Source organism: Micromonospora sp. NPDC051296, from assembly GCF_040682255.1.
GTDB lineage: Bacteria > Actinomycetota > Actinomycetes > Mycobacteriales > Micromonosporaceae > Micromonospora > Micromonospora craterilacus.
On record NZ_JBFBAO010000093.1, the window covers coordinates 1,877 to 19,185 of the forward strand.

General features: G+C 72.8%; 16 protein-coding genes and 1 pseudogene. 9 read left to right on the top strand and 8 right to left on the bottom strand.

Translation table 11 applies throughout. From position 1 onward, the window contains the following. The coding region (locus tag AB0M52_RS12820) for an isocitrate lyase/phosphoenolpyruvate mutase family protein (protein ID WP_363952694.1) at nt 1–195 on the bottom strand (195 nt) is incomplete at its 3' end. 124 nt (nt 196–319) lie between these two features. Between AB0M52_RS12820 and AB0M52_RS12825 the strand changes: the two genes are divergently transcribed. After that, on the top strand, nt 320–868 hold the full coding sequence (locus AB0M52_RS12825) for a helix-turn-helix domain-containing protein (protein WP_363952696.1): 549 nt from the start codon (nt 320–322) through the stop codon (nt 866–868). A gap of 36 nt (nt 869–904) precedes the next feature. Beyond that, nucleotides 905–3,136 carry an MMPL family transporter gene (locus AB0M52_RS12830; RefSeq protein ID WP_363952698.1) on the top strand — a complete coding sequence of 744 codons (2,232 nt, stop codon included), beginning with the start codon at nt 905–907 and terminating at the stop codon, nt 3,134–3,136. Nucleotides 3,137–3,204: 68 nt separating this feature from the next. Here AB0M52_RS12830 and AB0M52_RS12835 read toward each other — a convergent pair whose 3' ends face one another. After that, nucleotides 3,205–4,461 (bottom strand): erythromycin esterase family protein, encoded by a 1,257-nt coding sequence (locus tag AB0M52_RS12835; RefSeq protein ID WP_363952700.1) that lies wholly within the window; start codon nt 4,459–4,461, stop codon nt 3,205–3,207. A gap of 86 nt (nt 4,462–4,547) precedes the next feature. Between AB0M52_RS12835 and AB0M52_RS12840 the strand changes: the two genes are divergently transcribed. Next, nucleotides 4,548–4,739: a DUF2795 domain-containing protein gene (locus AB0M52_RS12840; protein WP_111216448.1), complete on the top strand. Its 192-nt coding sequence runs from the start codon at nt 4,548–4,550 to the stop codon at nt 4,737–4,739. Nucleotides 4,740–4,788: 49 nt separating this feature from the next. Here the strand turns inward: AB0M52_RS12840 and erm are convergent, their stop codons facing one another. Further along, the gene (erm, locus tag AB0M52_RS12845; RefSeq protein WP_363952702.1) at nt 4,789–5,586 is read right to left on the bottom strand and encodes an ErmE/ErmH/ErmO/ErmR family 23S rRNA (adenine(2058)-N(6))-methyltransferase; all 798 of its coding nucleotides are present in this window, start codon (nt 5,584–5,586) and stop codon (nt 4,789–4,791) included. 455 nt (nt 5,587–6,041) lie between these two features. Next, the gene (locus AB0M52_RS12850) at nt 6,042–6,944 is read right to left on the bottom strand and encodes a Gfo/Idh/MocA family oxidoreductase (RefSeq protein WP_363952722.1); all 903 of its coding nucleotides are present in this window, start codon (nt 6,942–6,944) and stop codon (nt 6,042–6,044) included. Nucleotides 6,945–7,097: 153 nt separating this feature from the next. Here AB0M52_RS12850 and AB0M52_RS12855 point away from each other — a divergent pair, with 153 nt between their 5' ends. Beyond that, nucleotides 7,098–7,484, top strand: coding sequence for a hypothetical protein (locus AB0M52_RS12855; RefSeq protein ID WP_363952704.1), 387 nt, complete (start codon nt 7,098–7,100; stop codon nt 7,482–7,484). Nucleotides 7,485–7,503: 19 nt separating this feature from the next. Next, a pseudogene (locus AB0M52_RS12860) lies at nt 7,504–7,971 on the top strand (hypothetical protein). Here AB0M52_RS12860 and fabG read toward each other — a convergent pair. Further along, nucleotides 7,944–8,702 carry a 3-oxoacyl-ACP reductase FabG gene (fabG, locus tag AB0M52_RS12865; RefSeq protein WP_363952706.1) on the bottom strand — a complete coding sequence of 253 codons (759 nt, stop codon included), beginning with the start codon at nt 8,700–8,702 and terminating at the stop codon, nt 7,944–7,946. The pseudogene AB0M52_RS12860 and the gene fabG overlap by 28 nt on opposite strands. Before the next feature lie 151 nt (nt 8,703–8,853). Between fabG and AB0M52_RS12870 the strand changes: the two genes are divergently transcribed. Continuing rightward, on the top strand, nt 8,854–9,444 hold the full coding sequence (locus tag AB0M52_RS12870; protein ID WP_363952708.1) for a DUF1349 domain-containing protein: 591 nt from the start codon (nt 8,854–8,856) through the stop codon (nt 9,442–9,444). A gap of 154 nt (nt 9,445–9,598) precedes the next feature. On the opposite strand, the gene AB0M52_RS12875 is transcribed toward AB0M52_RS12870, so the two are convergent. Together AB0M52_RS12875 and AB0M52_RS12880 are read right to left on the bottom strand one after the other, a co-directional pair. Continuing rightward, on the bottom strand, nt 9,599–11,002 hold the full coding sequence (locus AB0M52_RS12875) for a cellulose binding domain-containing protein (RefSeq protein ID WP_363952710.1): 1,404 nt from the start codon (nt 11,000–11,002) through the stop codon (nt 9,599–9,601). Between the two features lie 151 nt (nt 11,003–11,153). Continuing rightward, on the bottom strand, nt 11,154–12,566 hold the full coding sequence (locus tag AB0M52_RS12880; RefSeq protein ID WP_363952712.1) for a carbohydrate-binding protein: 1,413 nt from the start codon (nt 12,564–12,566) through the stop codon (nt 11,154–11,156). A 214-nt stretch (nt 12,567–12,780) separates the two neighbouring features. On the opposite strand from AB0M52_RS12880, the gene AB0M52_RS12885 reads away from it, so the two are divergent. From AB0M52_RS12885 to AB0M52_RS12895, 3 genes are all read left to right on the top strand, one after another. Continuing rightward, nucleotides 12,781–13,929: a glutamate--cysteine ligase gene (locus tag AB0M52_RS12885; protein ID WP_363952714.1), complete on the top strand. Its 1,149-nt coding sequence runs from the start codon at nt 12,781–12,783 to the stop codon at nt 13,927–13,929. A gap of 13 nt (nt 13,930–13,942) precedes the next feature. After that, a complete protein-coding gene (locus AB0M52_RS12890) occupies nt 13,943–15,316 on the top strand; it encodes an FAD-dependent oxidoreductase (protein WP_363952716.1) in 1,374 nt (457 codons plus the stop codon). A gap of 84 nt (nt 15,317–15,400) precedes the next feature. Beyond that, a complete protein-coding gene (locus AB0M52_RS12895; protein ID WP_363952718.1) occupies nt 15,401–16,822 on the top strand; it encodes a WGR domain-containing protein in 1,422 nt (473 codons plus the stop codon). Nucleotides 16,823–16,828: 6 nt separating this feature from the next. Here the strand turns inward: AB0M52_RS12895 and AB0M52_RS12900 are convergent. After that, a partial coding sequence (locus tag AB0M52_RS12900; protein ID WP_363952720.1) for a zinc finger domain-containing protein occupies nt 16,829–17,309 on the bottom strand: 481 nt, incomplete at its 5' end.

Sequence of the window (17,309 nt, forward strand, 5' to 3'; positions counted from 1 at the left end):
AGGCGGGGTGGCCTCCCCGTCGGCGTGGCCGAGCGACTCGGCTACGGCGGCGCTGCTGGTCGCCACCGCGGGAAATCCGGCGTCGACCACCCACCGGGCGGTGCCGGCGTCCCAGGCATTGGGCAGGACCAGCGGGTCGCCGGGCCGGTGCAGGGCGCGCAGCGCCGCCGCCCGGTCCGCCAGGGAATCGGTCATGGGGGCATTCTCGGCGTACCGGGGCACCAACCGGAGAGCCAATCCGGGGTCACTGGCTGTGGCGAACACCACTGATCTGACCGATCGGTCAGCCTCTGACCGATCGGTCAGGCATGCTGGGGCGATGGCCCGCCCGACCCCACAGACCCACGGTGACATCCTGGCCGCCGCGGCGAGACGCTTCGCCGTCACCGGCTACCGGGGCACCTCGTTGCAGGACATCGCCAGCGAGGTGGGCTGCTCCAAGGCGGCGGTGCTGTACCACTTCGCCAACAAGGAAGCCATCCTCACCGAGCTGATGGCCCCGGCGATCGCGGTGCTCCAGTCGCTCGACGACCGGATCTCGGCCCAGCCCGACCCCGCGTCCGCCCAGCGGGTCGCCGCCGAGGGCTTCGTCGACCTCGCGGTCCGGTTCCGCCGCGAGATCGCCCTGCTCCGCGGCGAGTTCCCCGAGCTGCTGCAACAGCCCGTCTTCGCGCATATCCACGCGATCTCCGAACGGCTCATCGACGCCATGGCCGGGCGCTCCGAACGGGCCTCGGCCCGGATCTGCGCGCTGGTGCTGCTGGCCGGCATCGCCGAGACCTGCGGGGAGTTCGCCGAGGTGCCCGACGAGGAACTGCGCGACGCCCTGCTGGCGCTGCTGCGGCGGGCGTTGGAGCCCGTCCACTGACCCGTCCCACCATCCACGACCGAGGGAAAGGACCTCATGGCGACCCTGCTCTACCGGCTAGGCCGGGGTTCGATGCGCCGACGGCGACTCGTCGCCGCGATCTGGCTTGTCGTACTCGTCGGGCTCGGCCTGGCCGCAGCGACCCTGCGCGGCCCGACGGCCAGCAACTTCACCATGCCCGGCACCGAGTCCCAGCAGGCGCTCGACCTGCTCGACGAGCAGTTCCCGGCGGCGGCCGGCGCCACCGGCACCATCGCGATCAAGGCACCGGCGGACGGCCAACTCGGCACGCCCGAGGGTCAGGCGGTGGTCCAGACGGTCACCCAGGAGGCCGCGACCGTGCCCGGCGTGGTCGCCGCCGTCGACCCGTTCCAGGTCGGCGCCGTGTCACCGGACGGCCGGTACGCGCTGATCCAGGTGCAGTTCAACACCGGCTCCGACGGGGTGACCGACGAGCAGCGGGACGCCTACGAGAAGGTCGGCGCCCAGGCCGAGGCGCAGGGCTGGCAGGTCGCTCCCGGCGGTGAGGTGCTCAACGCCGAGCCCGAGGTCGGCTCCACCGAGGCGCTCGGCGTCGCGGTGGCCCTCGTCGTCCTGGTGGTCACCTTCGGCTCGCTGGTGGCGGCGGGGATGACCATGCTCAACGCGCTGATCGGCGTCGGCGTCGGCATGGCCGGGCTGTTCGCGCTCAGCAGCGTGGTCGAGCTGACCAGCACCGCGCCGATCCTCGCGCTGATGCTCGGCCTCGCCGTCGGCATCGACTACTCGCTCTTCATCACCTCGCGCTACCGGCAGAACCTGCTCGACGGGCTGCCGGCCGACGAGGCGGTCGGCCGGGCGGTCGGCACCGCCGGCTCGGCGGTGGTCTTCGCCGGGGCCACGGTGGTCATCGCCCTGGCCGGTCTCGCCGTGGTGAACATCCCGTTCCTGACCGTGATGGGTCTGGCCGCGGCCGGCACGGTGACCGTCGCGGTGCTGGTGGCGATCACCCTCCAGCCTGCGCTGCTCGGCTTCGCCGGTCGCCGGGTGCTGCCCCGCCGGCTGCGCTCGACGGTGCCGGCGCCGACCGCCGGTGACCGCGCCGACGAGGACAGCGCGACGACCGACCGCGCGGCACCGGAGGCCGCCACAATCGCCGGCGAGAACCGCTCGGCGTTCGGGTTCCGCTGGGCCCGGCTGATCACCCGCTTCCGGATCCCGGTGATCCTGGTCGGGGTGCTCGGCCTCGGGCTGCTGGCGCTGCCCGCGCCGGACATGCGCCTCTCCCTGCCGGATGCCGGCACCGCGCCGGCCGGCTCGGCCGCCCGGGTCTCCAACGACCTGATCACCGAGGGCTTCGGGCCCGGCTTCACCGGCCGCCTCGCGGTGGTCGTGGCCGGCGACGACGCCCAGGCCACCGCCGCGGCCATCCCGCAGGTGACCGCCCTGGTCCAGCGCACCGACAACGTGCTCGCGGTGGCCCCGCCGCAGCTCAGCCCGGACGGCCGGACCGCGCTGCTCGGGGTGATCCCGCAGACCGGCCCGACCGACCCGGCCACCGAGACCATGGTGCACGACATCCGGGCGGCCGTCGGCGGCATCCAGAACGCGGACGTGCTGCTGACCGGCGTGACCGCGATCGGCATCGACATCTCGGAGAAGCTCTCCGACGCGTTGCCGATCTACCTGGCGCTGGTGGTCGGGCTGTCCATCCTGCTGCTCATGCTGGTGTTCCGCTCGCTGCTGGTGCCGGTCAAGGCGTCCCTGGGCTTCCTGCTCACCGTCGCCGCCACGTTCGGCATCACCGTCGCGGTGTTCCAGCAGGGTCACCTCGCCGACCTGGTCGGTCTGGACACCCCCGGACCACTGATCAGCTTCCTGCCGATCCTGCTGATCGGCATCCTGTTCGGCCTGGCCATGGACTACGAGGTCTTCCTGGTCTCCCGGATGCGGGAGGACTTCGTGCACGGCGACACCGCCCAGCAGGCCACCATCAACGGGATGGGACACGGTGCCCGGGTGGTCACCGCCGCCGCGCTGATCATGATCTCGGTCTTCGGCGGCTTCGTCTTCCTCGACGACCCGGTGATCAAGTCGATGGGCTTCGCGCTGGCCATCGGCGTGGCGATCGACGCCTTCGTGGTCCGGATGACCATCGTCCCGGCGGTGATGTCGCTGCTCGGCAAGCGGGCCTGGTGGCTGCCCCGCTGGCTGGACCGGGCACTGCCCAACGTCGACATCGAGGGCGAGAAGCTGCGCGCCCGGCTCGACGAGAAAATCACGGTGTAAGGAAGGGCCCCCTGTTAACGCCTCGCGTATAGCAGGGGGCCCCTATTAACGCCCGGCTTCGAAGCGCGTCACACCCCGGCCGGGTACGTCTCCATCTCCCCGGGCGTGGTGAGCGCGGGCAGCGGGTGCAGCGCGGTCGTCTCGTCGCACCAGATAAAGGCGTCGTACCGCTGCCCCAGGCGGGTCGGCACGTAGTTGCCCCACGACTCGAAGGACGGGTCGTACACCACACCGATGGCCCGGTGGTCGATGGTGTCGGTGACCCAGCCCGGCTGGTCCGCGCCGCCGAAGACCAGCACCGCCCGCTCCGGCATCAGCTCGTGCAGCCGGTGCTCCACCGAGCCGGACCGGGCCGGCGGCACGACCATCGCCTCGGCCGGTGAGCCCCAACGCGGCGCCGCGATCACGGTGCCGCGCCAACTACCGAAGCCGATCAGCGCGACCCCGTCGGCGCCGTACCGTTCCCGGGCCAGCTGGCCGATGTTCACCAGCCCGTCGGCGGCCATGTCGGTCGCCCGCGCGTCGCCCACGTGGGTGTTGTGCGCCCAGACCACCCCCCGGGCACTGGGCCCGTAGCGGTCCAGCAGTCGGTCCAGGGTGTCGGCCATGTGGTTGTCCCGGACGTTCCACGACCCCGGGCCGCCGGCGACCATCTCCCGGTAGTAGCGCTCCGCGCCGGCCACCACCTCCGCGTTCTGCCAGGCCGAGAAGGCACCCGGCCCGTCGGTGGCGGCGTGTTCCCGGGTACGCGCCAGCAGCCGTACCACCTCCTGCTCGCAGCGGGCGGAGACGAACCGGCTCGCCGCGCCGTACTCCTCGACCCGCTTGCCGTACGGCTCGAAGCAGCGGTAGGCGTCCTGCGCGGCCTCCAGTGACGCCGGGTCCTCCTCGCCCAGGTAGTCGAAGATCGCCTGCATCGACTCCCAGAGGCTGTAGACGTCGAGGCCGTGGAACCCGACCCGGGACTCCTCGGCCCGTTCCAAGTTCCACGCCCGCAGCCAACGGCAGAAGCGGGCCACCTCGGCGTTCGCCCACATCCAGGTCGGCCAGCGTTCGAACTGCTCCAGCGCGACCTGCGGCTCGACCGCGCCGCCCGCCGCGGCGATCACCGAACGGTTCACCCGGTCACAATCGGGCCAGTCGCCCTCCACCGCGACGAAGTCGAACCCGCACTCGGCGATCAGTCGGCGAGTGAGCTGCTCCCGGATCCGGTAGTAGTCGTGGCTGCCGTGCGTCGCCTCCCCGATCATCACCACCCGGGCGTCCCGGACGCGCTCCAGCAACGGGTCGAAATCGCTCGGCGCGCCGAGCCGCTGTACCAGCATGCCTGCGGCTACCCGGGACCCGGGCGGGCAAACGCGCGGGCGGGCCGGTGGTGTGCCGGGGCGGTTGCGCGGGTAGGTCGGACGGCATGACCGACAGTGGCGCCCCGTTGCAGGAGTACCTCGCGGGACTCGACTTTCCCGTTTCCCGCGAGGACCTGATCCGCTGGTGCCAGGAGAACGGTGCGACCACGGAGCAGTTGCAGGCCGTACGGGCCCTGCCGGTGGAGCAGCTCAGCTCCCCCGCCGAGCTGACCGAGGCGCTGCGCACCGAGTGGTGAGGGGCCCTGCGCAACCCAGGGCGTTGAGAAGGGCCCCCTCATTGCCCCGTCAGCGGGCGTGCAGCAGGCGGTGCAGCACCAGCCACTGCTCCGGCCACATGTGCCCGACCGGGGTGTCCGGGTCGAGCCGGCTGGCCCGCAGCGCCGCCGCCAGCCGGGCCCGCGGGTACTGGCGGGCCAGCGAGGCCGCGAGCGAGCCGCCGGCCCCGCCGAAGCCCAGCTCGACCATCCGGCGGTACGCCGGCAGGGTGTGCGGTGCCAGCAGCGGCTGCGACCGGCGGTCGATGCGCAGGAGGCCCGCGTCGACCCGGGGCACCGGGCGGAACGCGGTACGCGGCACCCGCCCGGCGAGCCGCCAGCCGAACTCCGGCCAGGTCAGCACGGTCAGCCGGCTCCACCGGCCGTAGTCTCCGGCGCGCCGGCGGGCGTACTCCCACTGGGTCAGCAGGGTCGCCGACCGCAGCCCGGGAGCGGCCAGGCACCAGCGCACCACGGCCGCGGTCAGCGACCACGGAATGTTGCCGACCACCGCGAACTCCTCCCGCGGCGGCGACGTGGCGAGGAAGTCGGCCTGGCGGTGCGTCACCGTGGGCAGGGCCGCGCAGACCCGGGCCAGCTCGACGCCGGCGTCGGGATCGACCTCGTACGCGACCAGCCGTCGGCAGCGCGCGGCCAGCGGCCGGGTCAGCTGCCCCCGCCCGGCGCCCACCTCCAGCAGCAGGCCGTCGGGGTCGGGGCGGGCGGCGTCGACCAGCCGCGCGATGGCGGCCCGGTCGGCGAGGAAGTTCTGCGAGAGTACGCGACGGGACCGGTCGCGTTCGGTCGTACGGGTTCGGCGGAGCGCCATGGCGTCGTCCTGTCTGTCGCCGTCGGGCGACGGGTGCGGACAGGCAGCCGTCGACGGGGCCTGTCCGAGCGGTCGGGACTCGGACGGCCCTGGTCAGTGGCGCGAAAGGCGGGATCGGTCACGCACGGGCAGCCGGCGGCGCCCCGGCCGGTGGCCGGGATGCCGGCAGGCTGGCGGATAGTCGCCGTACAGCGGCCGCAGGTGGCTGCGGCGCGGCGGTGCCGGCGTCACGCCCCGAGCTGCGGGGCGGTGCCGGAAGCGTGTGCGGAGGCGTCAGTCGCGGGTCGCGCCGGCCAGGGCCGGACGCCGGACTCGCGGGCGGGCCACCAGGAGCGGCCCGAACGCGGCCGGCATGGCGACCGCGTTGATCAGAGCGTGCGTGCACATGCCCGCGACCCTATCGGCCGTCGCAACCACCGGCCACCGCATTCCACCGGGGTGGGGACCGGAGTGGGTCAGGCCGGGAGGTCGACGGCGGTCGCCTGGGTACGGGCGGTTTCGGCGGCGGCGAGCACCGTCACCACCTCGCGGCCGAAGCGCACGTCACAGCGGTGGTCCCGGGTGCCGGCGTCGATCTCGGCCAGCAACTGATCGATGGCCACTCCGAAGGCGGTCGCCGGACCACCGTCGGCGGCCGGGAGCGTCTCGATGCCGTTGTCGCCGTAGAACACGAACTCGCCGGCCACCGCCTCCGGCGGGGCGTCCAGGGTCAGCGACACCATGCTGGTGGCCCCGCCGTCGTGGGTGAGCAGCAGATGCACCAGGTCGCCCGGCCCGTCCGTGGCCACCACCCGGGTCACCCGGCCGAGCACCGGCAGCAGGACCGCCAGGACGTGCGGGCCGATGTCCCACAGCGATCCGTGCTGCCGACGCCAGGGCGACTGCCCGTACGGGCTGTCGGGCTGGAAGATCGAGGCGAACCGGATCACGTTGGCGGTGTGCCAGCCGCCGGCCGCCGCGCTCGCGGCGATGAAACCGGCGACCTCCGGGTGGTAGCGGCCGGTGAAGAAGACCACCGAGGCCACGCCCGACTGGGCCGCGGCGTCGACCACCCGGTCGGCGTCGGCGACGGTCAGCGCGAGCGGCTTGTCCAGCAGCAGGTGACGGCCGGCGGTGGCGGCCCGGACGGCGATGTCCGCCTGAACGTCCGGCGGGAGGGCGACGGCTACCGCGTCGCACGCCTCGATCAGCGCGTCGACGTCGTCGAACGCGGGTACGCCGTAGCGAGTGGCGAGGGCGGCGGCCCGGTCCGGGTTGCGGCCCCAGACTCCGACCAGGTCCGCCCTCGGGTGCGCGTCGAGCGCCGCCGCGTGCGTCTCCGCCGCCCAGTGACCGGTGCCGAACACCCCGAACCGCAACACGCGTACCTCCACCGTCGTCGCCTGGCCACGGACGAACCGCGACACGGTCCACGCTAGTCCCCCGAAACGCCGCACCCGGTGCCCCGCCGGGGTTTACTACGGGGGTTAGTAGAGTGGTGCGGTGATCGGAACGAGCCCCGGACGGATCCGGTGACCGCCACCGGGTCGCCGGTCGACGGCCTACTGGCCGCCGTCGCCATCGTGCTGTCGCTGCTGGTCGCGGCCTGGGCGCTGGTGGCCACGTTGCGCCACCGGGCGCCGGACCGGGTACAGCTGGTCGGCCTGGGGGTACTGGAGCTGGCGCTGCTCGGGTTGACGGTGCTGGCCGGCCTGGCGCTGGGCGGCGGCGAGCGGCCGGGCGAGCCGGGGGCGTTCTTCGGCTATCTGGTCACGCTGGTCTGCCTGCCGCCGCTGGCTGCGGTGCTGGCCCGGATGGAGCCCACCCGCTGGGGCTCGGCGATCGTCTGCGCGGTCTGCCTGGTGACGCCGGTGGTCGTGGTCCGGCTCCAGCAGACCTGGGAGGTGCTCGGTGGCTGAGCTGGAGACCGCGCGGCCGATGAGGACCAATGCCGGCCCCGGCCGGCTGCTGATCGCGGTGTACCTGCTCTTCGCGATCGCCGCCACCAGCCGCGCCGGCCTGCAGATCGCGACGAGGTTCGACCAGGCGCCGCTGGCGTACCTGCTCTCCGCGCTCGCCGCGGTGGTCTACATCGTGGCGGCGGTGGGCCTGGCCCGGGCCGGTCACGCGGGCCGCCGGGTCGCCCTCGCCTGCTGCACCGTGGAGCTGGTCGGCGTGGTCGGGGTCGGCGCGTTCAGCCTGGCCCGGCCGGACCTGTTCCCGGACGAGACGGTCTGGTCCGGCTTCGGCAGCGGCTACGGCTACATCCCGCTGCTCCTACCGGTCCTCGGCCTCGCCTGGCTCTGGAAGACCCGGCAAGGAAGGGCCCCTTCTTAACGCCTGGCGTATAGGAAGGGGCCCCTGTTAACACCCGACGGTCAGTCCTTCGGACCGCCGGCGACGTAGATGACCTGGCCGGAGACGAAGGACGCGCCCTCGCTGGCCAGAAACGCGATGGTGTGCGCCACGTCCTCGGGCCGGCCGACCCGCCGGACCGGGATCTCCGCCTCGGCGTGCCGCTGCAACGCCTCGAAGTCGACCTTCATCCGCGCCGCGGTGGCCGCGGTCATGTCGGTGACGATGAACCCGGGCGCGACCGCGTTGACGGTCACCCCGAACGGGCCCAGTTCGATGGCGAGGGTCTTGGTGAAGCCCTGCAGGCCGGCCTTGGCGGCGGCGTAGTTCGCCTGGCCCCGGTTGCCCAGCGCCGAGGTGCTGGAGAGGTTGACGATCCGGCCCCACCGGCGCTCGACCATGTGCTTCTGCGTGGCCTGGCTGAACAGAAAGGAACCGCGCAGGTGTACGCCCATGACCGTGTCCCAGTCGGCGTCGGTCATCTTGAACAGCAGGTTGTCGCGGAGCACACCGGCGTTGTTGACCAGCACGGTCGGCGCGTCCAACTCGGCGGCGACCCGCTCGACGGCGGCCTCCACCTGGGCCCGGTCGGCCACGTCCGCGCCGACGCCGAGCGCCCGGCCACCGGCCGCCGCGATCACGTCGACGGTCTCCTTCGTCGCCGACTCCTCGATGTCCACCACGGCGACGGCCAGCCCGTCAGCGGCCAACCGCTTGGCGGTGGCCGCCCCGATCCCCCGCGCCGCCCCGGTCACGATGGCGACCCGCTGTCCCTCCGACATGCCTACCTCCCGGTAACTTCGCTCGACCGCTGGAGCCTAACCCACCGCCCAGGCGGCACGACTCCCGTCGATTCCCGCTTCCGCCTGGCGGCCCGCCAACCGCGCCGGCACAGGGTCACGGCGGGGCTGCCCCGCTCGGTACCGTGCCGTCATGCGGAGCATCGAGTGGTCCGACGGCAGCTGGCAGCCGCAACCGGTACGGGCGGTCGAGGAGCCGGACGGCGGACTGAGCGTCGAACCGGGCGCGGGCAGCGACCTGTGGCGGCACACCAGCTACGGCTTCGTGCATGACGACGCCCCGGCGCTGCTCACACCGTTTCCGGTGGACAGCGCGGTGGAGGTGGACTTCCGGCTGGCCTGGACTGAGCAGTTCGACCAGGCCGGGGTGCTGGTCCGGGTGGACGACCTGAACTGGGTGAAGGCCGGGGTGGAGGTGAGCGACGGCCAACCCCAGGTCGGCGCCGTGGTCACCCGCGAATTCTCCGACTGGTCGGTCGCCCCGGTCCCGGACTGGGCGGGCCGGAAGGTGACCGTACGGGTCAGCCGGGCCGGTAACGCCCTGACCGTACGCGCCCGGGTGGCCGGCGAGCCGTGGCGGCTGGTCCGGCTCGCTCCGCTGGATCCCGACGCCGACGCCTCCGCCGGCCCGTACTGCTGCTCCCCCAGCCGGGCCGGCCTGACCGTCCACTTCACCGCCTGGCGACAAGGCCCCGCCGACAAGGCCCTCCACCCCGAGCCCTAACCCCTGCCCCGCCCCCGCCCCCGCCCCCGCCCCCGCGATCATGGAGTTGTGGTGCCCCGCAAAGCTGCGTATCTGGCTGGAACGGGCACCACAACTCCATGATCGGCGCGGAGGATCGGCGCGGAGGATCGGCGTGGAGGGGACGGGGTGGGGGTTAGGGGAGGGTGCGGAGGTGGGGGGCGACGGTGCGGGCGAAGGTGTTGTTGTTGGTGACGTCCCAGTTGATGGACCAGGTCATGGCGCCGCGGAGGCCGGGGTAGGTGCGCGGAGGGCGGAAGCTGCCGCAGTTGGTGCCTCGGGTCAGGCAGTCCAGGGCGGCGTTGACCACGCTGGGCGCGACGATGCCACCACCGGCCGCCCCGGGACCGGCCGGCAGGCCGAGCCCGACCTGGTCGGGCCGCAGCCCCGCCTCCAGCTGGATGCAGGCCAACGCGACGATGAAGTTGACCGTCCCCTGGCCGTACGCGGCGTTGTTGTCGCAGCCGAGCATCGCCCCGGAGTTATAGAACTGGGTATTCACCACGGTCAGGATGTCCTTGATGTCCAGCGCCAGCTTGAAGTAGCTGCCGGCCGGGTTCTGCATGTCGATGGTCTGCGGCGCCATCGCGATGATCAGGCTGCTGCCCACCTTCGACCGCAGCGACCGCAGCGCCTGCGCCATGTACGTCGGGTTCAGCCCGTTCTCCAGGTCGACGTCGACCCCGTCGAAGCCGTACCGCTGGATCAACGCGTGCACGCTGTTGGCGAAGGCCACCGCGGAGGCCGCGTCGTTCACCGCGACCCGACCGGTCTCCCCACCGACCGAGATGATCACCTTCTTGCCCCGGCTCTGCAACGTGCGCACGTCGGCGGCGAACTCCGCGTCGGTGTAGCCGCCGAGCGAGGCGGACAGTCCGGGGTCGAGGGCGAAGGCGACCGCGCCGGGGGTTGCGGTGGCGTCGGCGAAGGCGACCGCGACCAGGTCGTACTCGGCAGGCACGTCGCGCAGCCGTAGCTCGACGGCCGGGTTGTCGAAGTTGTGCCAGTACCCGGTCAGGATGTGCTTCGGCAGTCCGGTGACCGGCGGCGGGCTGGTCGGCGGCGGGGTCGTCGGAGGTGGCGTGGTCGGCGGCGGGGTCGTCGGAGGCGGGGTGGTCGGCGGCGGGGTGGTCGGGGGCGTCCCGCCGCCGCAGGCCGCGCCGTTGAGCTGACAGTTCGCCGGTACGCCGGGGCCGCTGCCGAGGAAGCCGAAGGAGACCGAGGCGCCGGGGGCGATGGTGCCGTTCCAGGGGCGGTTGGTGAAGGTGTACCGCTGGCCGCTGGAGGTCAGCAGCGCGTCCCAGTAGGTGCCGACCGTGGTGCCGGCCGGCAGGTCGAAGGCGAGGCTCCAGCCGTTGACCGTGGCGCCGCCCCCGTTGGTGATCGTGTACTTCCCCTCCCAGCCGGTACCCCAGTCGGACGTCTTGACGAAGCTGGCGGTGACTCCGGCGGCGTACGCGGCGGGTGCCAGCCACACCGCGCCGAGAGCGGCAGCCAGCGCGCCGACCACCGACAACACCAGGGTTCTGGACCGTTTCATGCGAGCCTCCAGACCGGACGGAAATCCATGGGCGTCAACCTGGCGCTCATTATTAAGACTGTTAACTATTTCTGTCCAGAGCTGGCGGAGGGTTGTTAAGAGGGGCCCCCTGCTCTACCGGAGGCGTTAACAGGGGGCCCTTCCTTGCACCTCAGCGGCGGAACTGGAACCAGTTGACGTTGACGAAGTCGTTGGGCTGGCCGCTGCTGAAGGTGAGGTAGACGGTGCGTCGGCCGGTCACCGAGGAGACGTTGCCCGGCACCGACCGCCAGCTCTGCCAGCCGCCAGTGTTGGCGATCGCGAAGCTGCCGATCGGCGTACTGGTCGGGCTGTCCACCCGCACCTCCACCAGGCCGCTCACCCCGCCCGCCGCGCCGGAGGCGACCCGGGCCACGAAGTCGCGTGGGCCGGTGGCACCGAACTCGACATTGTCGTAGCGGACCCAGTCGCCGTTGCGCAGCGCGCCGATGTTCTGCCCGCCCTCGGAGCACGCCTCGACGATCACGCCGTTCTGCGCGTTGAACGACTCGGCCTCGATGGTCGCGTACGCGTCCCGCACCCCGCCGGGCGGCGGCGTGGTCGTCGGCGGCGGGGTGCTGCCGCCACCCCGGCTGTAGACCGCCACGTAGTCGACCAGCATCGGCCGTCCGGGCACGGTCGCCGCGGTCGGCGTAGCGCTGCCGGCCACCCCGTTCGGGAAGGCCCCGCCCATCGCCACGTTCAGCAGCAGGAAGTAGCCGGCGTGGCTGGTCATCTGCGACCAGTACGGCTCGCCGACCCGGGTCTGGCTGACCGTGTGGTAGAGCTGCCCGTCGACGTACCAGCGCAGCTGCTGCGGGCTGATCGAGGCGTCCCACTCGAAGCGGTAGGTGTGGAACGCCGACTGGCAGCTGCTGCCCGGGCAAGCCCGGGACGCGCCGATGCCGTTGAACTCGTCGCACGGGCCGCCGGGCGCGACGCCGCAGTGCAGCACGCCCCACACCGTGTTGAGCCCGTTGACGTTCTCCATCACGTCGAACTCGCCGATGCCCGGCCAGTTCTGGTAGTTGCCCCGGTAGGGCGCGCCGAGCGCCCAGAACGCCGGCCAGTAGCCGGCTGCGGCGGCACCGGTGACGTTCGGCATCTGGATCCGACCCTCGATGGCCAGCACGCCGCCGGCCGGGGCCTTGAAGTTGCTGCGGACGGTCTCGATGCGGGCCGAGGTCCAGCGGCCCGCGCTGTCGCGCAGCGGGGTGATCCGCAGGTTGCCGGTGCCGTCGTGGCTGACGTTGGCGGTGCTGTTGGTGTACGTCTGGATCTCGCCGGTCCCCCAGTTGGGCGGGCCGCCCGGGTAGCTGGTGCCGGTGTCGATGATCCAGTTGCTGGCCGACGGGAGGGTGCCGGCGGCACCGGTGAAGTCGTCGCTCCAGACCAGGCTCCAGCCCGGTGCCGGGGGCGGCACTGCGGCGTCGGCGGTCGCGGCGAGCCCGGCCAGGGCGGTGGTGACGGCGGTGAGCAGGGCCAACGCCAGCGGCAGCCGGCGTCGCGCAGGCAGGGCGGCGGGTGCCGCCGGGGCAGGTGTCATGGGACGTGCCTCTCTGCGGGGACGGGTGAGAGAGCGCTCTCTCACGAGTTGTACGTCTCGCCCGCACAGTTGTCAATGTCGATCGATCGGCCCGGCCGGGCCGATCGACACGCCGCACCACGCCGGTCGGCGTTTCCACGTCCCACCACGGCGGGTAATTGCCGGCCACCTGGTGCGGACGGACCGCGCCGGGCCGGAGCGGACGGTGGTGGCGATGGTCAGGCAGGTAGTGGCGGTCCCGAACCCTCCCGTCGAGGAGACCGACCTGCTCACCGTGGGTGTCGAGGAGGAGTTCCTGCTCGTCGACCCGGACACCGGCGCCGCGGTGCCCGCCGTCGACGCGGTACTCGAGCAGGTGCCCGCGGAGGTGCGGGGCCAGGTGGAGCGCGAGTTCCAGACCAGCCAGATCGAGATAGGCAGCCCGCCCGGGCTGGAACTCTCCTCGATCCGGCACTCCCTCGGCCTGCTGCGCGCGGCGCTCGCCGACGCCGCCGAGCGGGCCGGCGTACGCCTGCTCGCGATCGGCACCGGACCGGTCGACGGCCCGGTGCCACCGGTGGTCGACAAGCCCCGCTTCGACCGGATGCTCGAACGCTTCCGGCTGCTCGTACCCGGGCCGGGCAACAACGGCATGCACGTACACGTCGGGGTGCCGGACGCCGACACCGGCGTCCAGGTGCTCAACCACGTCCGGCCCTGGCTGCCGATCCTGCACGCGGTCACCGCCAACTCGCCGTTCGCCCGCGGCGCGGACACCGGCTACGCCAGCTGGCGGTCGATCGAGTGGGAACGCTGGCCGTCGGTGGCACCGACCCCGTACCTGGCCTCGCACGAGCACTACCGGCGGCTGATTCAACAGCTGATCGGCAGCGGGGTGATGCTCGATGAGGGGATGCTCTACTGGTACGCCCGACTGTCGGCCAAGTACCCGACGGTGGAGCTGCGCATCGGCGACGTCTGCCCGACGGTGGACGACGCGGTCCTGGTCGCCGCCCTGGTCCGGGCGCTGGTGGCGACCGCGCTGGACGACATCGCCGCCGGACGGCCGGCCCTGCCCGCCGACCACCACCTGCTGGTCGGCGCGCACTGGCGGGCCGCCCACGACGGCCTGGAGGGCGCCGCGGTCGACCTGGCCAGCGGCGAGCTACGGCCGGCGTGGGACCTGCTGCACCAGCTCGTCGGGCGGCTCGGGCCGGCCCTGGAGCGGCACGGCGACCTCGCCGAGGTGACCGGGCTGCTGGACGGGCTGCGCGGGCACGGCACCGGGGCAGCCCGGCAGCGGGCGGTGTACGCCCGCACCGGCCGGTTGGAGGATGTGGTGTCGGACATGGCGCGACAGACCCGGGGCGAGATCCGGGCGTGACAGGAGGGTTGCCGTGGCGGAACGGTTGATCGTCGTCGGCGGGGACGCCGCCGGCATGGCGGCCGCCTCCCAGGCGCGTCGGCGCCGGAGCCGGGACGACCTGGAGATCATCGCGTTCGAGCGGGGGCACTTCACGTCGTACTCGGCGTGCGGAATCCCGTACTGGATCAGTGGCCTGGTGGCCGACCGGGAGCAACTGGTGGCCCGGGATCCGGCGACGTTCCGGGAGTCGTACGACATCGACGTGCGTGTCCGGCACGAGGTGGTCGCGATCGACCTGAACCGCCGCGAGGTGATCGCCATGGACCTGGACGGCGGCGCCGAGGTCCGCGAACCCTTCGACACCCTGATGTACGCCACCGGGGCGGTGCCGGCGAAGCCGGCCTGGGCGCATACCGACGGTGCCGGAGTGTTCGGCGTGCAGACCCTCGACGACGGCTCGGCGCTGCGGGAGTGGCTGGACGCCGACCCGCCACCCCGGCGGGCGGTCGTGGTCGGCGGCGGCTACATCGGCGTGGAGATGGCCGAGGCGCTGGTCCTGCGCGGGCTGTCGGTCACCCTGGTCGAGCGGGACGAGCAGCCGATGTCGACCGTGGATCCGGACATGGCCCAGCTGGTCACCAACGCGATGCGCGGGCTGGGCGTCACTATCCGTACCGGTGTGAAGGTCACCGCGCTGTCCGAGCGCGACGGTCGGATCTGCGAGGTGGTCACCGACGACGGCCCGATCCCGGCCGACGTGGTGATCCTCGGCCTCGGCGTACGTCCCAACACCGCGCTCGCCGAGGCGGCCGGCCTCCCGCTCGGCCCGACCGGCGGGATCCGGGTGGACCGCCGGATGCGGGTCACCGGGATGCCCGGGGTGTGGGCGGCCGGGGACTGCGTGGAGACCCTGCACCGGGTCAGCGGGATGCCGGTGCACGTGCCGCTCGGCACGCACGCCAACAAGCAGGGCCGGGTGGCCGGAATCAACATCGGCGGCGGGTACGCCACCTTCGCCGGCGTGATCGGCACCGCCGTGACCAAGGTCTGCGACCTGGAGGTGGGGCGCACCGGGCTGCGCGAGCGGGACGCCCTGGCGGCCGGCTTCGAGTTCGTCTCGGTCATCGCCGAGTCCACCAACCGCGCCGGTTACTACCCGGGTGCCCGGCCGATGACGGTGAAGCTGATCGCCGAACGGCCCAGCGGGCGGCTGCTCGGGGCGCAGATCGTCGGCTGGTCCGAGGCGGCGAAGCGGATCGACACGCTGGCCGTGGCGCTGTGGAACCGGATGACGGTGGACGACATGACCGCGCTCGACCTCGGCTACGCCCCGCCGTACGCCCCGGTCTGGGACCCGGTGCTGGTCGCCGCCCGCAAGGCCGTCGACGCCCTCGCCCCGCGCTGAGGGATCTCCGTTCTTTGTCGGTGGGGGCGGTTAGCGTCTAGGCGCCACCCAGTCAGGGCGGTGCCAACCCCTCGGAGGACCCTCATGTCGCAGGAGACGACCTACCTCGAACTGTCCGAAGTGGACGGTGGAGCGCACAAGTTCTACGAGGTGGTGGTCGACGACGCCACGATGACCGTGCGCTACGGCCGGATCGGCGACCAGGGCCAGGTGAAGACCACCGGTTACCCCGACAACGCGCGGGCGCGGGCCGCCGCCGCGAAGAAGATCGGCGACAAGGTCCGCAAGGGGTACGCCCCGGCGGTACGCGGCGTACGCCAGAAGCGCACGGTCTCCCGGCGGCAGATTGTCAGCACCCGCTCGACCGCCCGCACCGCCCCGGTGCTCTGGCGGTACGACTCCAGCGCCCCCGCCTTCGGCATCTTCATCGACGGGCGCACCTGCATGGTGGGCAACGAGCGCGGCGTCATCACCACCCTCGACCACGACGCCCAGGTGCTGGATCAGGTCCGCCTGCCCGACGGGGTGAAGTGCATCGTGGCCGACGACGCCTGGATCTACGCCGGCTGCGACGACGGCAACGTCTACGACCTCTCCGGCAAGATCCCCCGGGTGGCGTACGCGATCGCGCCCGACATCGACATCTACTGGCTGGACATCCACGACGGGGTGCTGGGCGTCTCCGACGCCGACGGCGGCATCGCCGCCATCGACCACGAGGACGAGTTCCTCTGGCGCCGGCCCGGGCGCGGCCGGTCGGCCTGGATGGTGCGCTGCGACACCGACGCCGTCTACCACGGCGACTCGACCGGGGTGAGCGGCTACGACTGGCGCACCGGGCGCGAGCTGTGGCACACCCGCACCGGGTCGGTGCTGTTCGGCTGGCAGGAGCGCGACGCCGTGTTCGCCGGCACCGCGACCCGCGAGGTGGTCCGCATCGGCAAGGACGGCCGGGCCTCCGGCACGTACCGCGCCGACGCGCCGGTCTTCTCCTGCGCCACCGCCGAGGACGGCCGGTACGTCTTCGCCGGTGACAGCCAGTCCTCGATCTACTGCTTCGCCGAGGACGGCACCCGGCTGTGGAAGCTCGGCACCGGCTGCGGGTCGGCCTACTCGATGCAGTACCACGAGCAGCGTCTCTACGTGGTGACCACCAGCGGCCACCTGGCCTGCATCGACGCCAGCGAGCCGGCGATCCGGGCGGCCGAGGCGGGCAGCGTGCCCGAGGTGGTCGACGTCAAGGCCCCGGCCCGGCTGCCGGAGCCCGCCGCCTTCACCCAGGTCGAGGTGGTCGGCGACGCCGGCAACGGGGTGATGGTGGAGTGCGTCGAGCAGGGCGGCCGGCTGCGGGTGCACGTGCTCTCGACCGGCTACCGCCGGGACTGGTCGGTGCAGTTCCCGAAGGGCATCCGCGAGCCCGGCGCGCGCTACCTGGTCACCGAGGTCCGCGAGTCCGGTCGGGGCGGCTTCTACCGCGCGTACGGCGACATCCGCCGGCTGCGCTGACCCGGATCACAGCTGGCAGGTGGGGCACCAGTAGAGGTTCCGGGCGGTAATGGTGCCCCGGCTGACCGGGGTGCCGCAGACGTGGCAGGGCTGGCCGGGGCGGCGGTAGACGTACACCTCTCCCCCGTGCCGGTCGACGCGGGCCGGGCGGCCCATCGCCTCCGGCAGGTGCGCGGGGCGGACGGTGTCGATCCGGCCGGTGGCGACGGCGAGCGTCATCAGCTCGACCAGGTCGGCCCAGAGCGCCTGCCAGCCGGCCCGGGTCACCGCCCGGCCGGGCAGCGTCGGCGACAGGCCGGCGCGGAACAGCGCCTCGGTGACGAAGATCAAGCCGGTGCCGGCGACCACCGACTGGTCCAGCAGCAGTGCCGCCAGCGGCGTCGAGCTGCGCCGGATCCGGGCGTACGCCCGATCCGGGTCGGCGTCGGCGCGCAGCGGACGCGCAGCCCGTTGGCGAGGATCGGCCAGTTGGGGCCCTCGAAGGTGA

Coding starts and splice junctions, on each gene's coding strand:
- AB0M52_RS12895 (WP_363952718.1), top strand. CDS start 15,401: ATGTCGCAGGAGACGACCTACCTCGAACTGTCCGAAGTGGACGGTGGA.
- erm (WP_363952702.1), bottom strand. CDS start 5,586: ATGGCGCTCCGCCGAACCCGTACGACCGAACGCGACCGGTCCCGTCGC.
- AB0M52_RS12880 (WP_363952712.1), bottom strand. CDS start 12,566: ATGACACCTGCCCCGGCGGCACCCGCCGCCCTGCCTGCGCGACGCCGG.
- AB0M52_RS12870 (WP_363952708.1), top strand. CDS start 8,854: ATGCGGAGCATCGAGTGGTCCGACGGCAGCTGGCAGCCGCAACCGGTA.
- AB0M52_RS12835 (WP_363952700.1), bottom strand. CDS start 4,461: ATGCTGGTACAGCGGCTCGGCGCGCCGAGCGATTTCGACCCGTTGCTG.
- fabG (WP_363952706.1), bottom strand. CDS start 8,702: ATGTCGGAGGGACAGCGGGTCGCCATCGTGACCGGGGCGGCGCGGGGG.
- AB0M52_RS12885 (WP_363952714.1), top strand. CDS start 12,781: ATGGTCAGGCAGGTAGTGGCGGTCCCGAACCCTCCCGTCGAGGAGACC.
- AB0M52_RS12825 (WP_363952696.1), top strand. CDS start 320: ATGGCCCGCCCGACCCCACAGACCCACGGTGACATCCTGGCCGCCGCG.
- AB0M52_RS12840 (WP_111216448.1), top strand. CDS start 4,548: ATGACCGACAGTGGCGCCCCGTTGCAGGAGTACCTCGCGGGACTCGAC.
- AB0M52_RS12875 (WP_363952710.1), bottom strand. CDS start 11,002: ATGAAACGGTCCAGAACCCTGGTGTTGTCGGTGGTCGGCGCGCTGGCT.
- AB0M52_RS12830 (WP_363952698.1), top strand. CDS start 905: ATGGCGACCCTGCTCTACCGGCTAGGCCGGGGTTCGATGCGCCGACGG.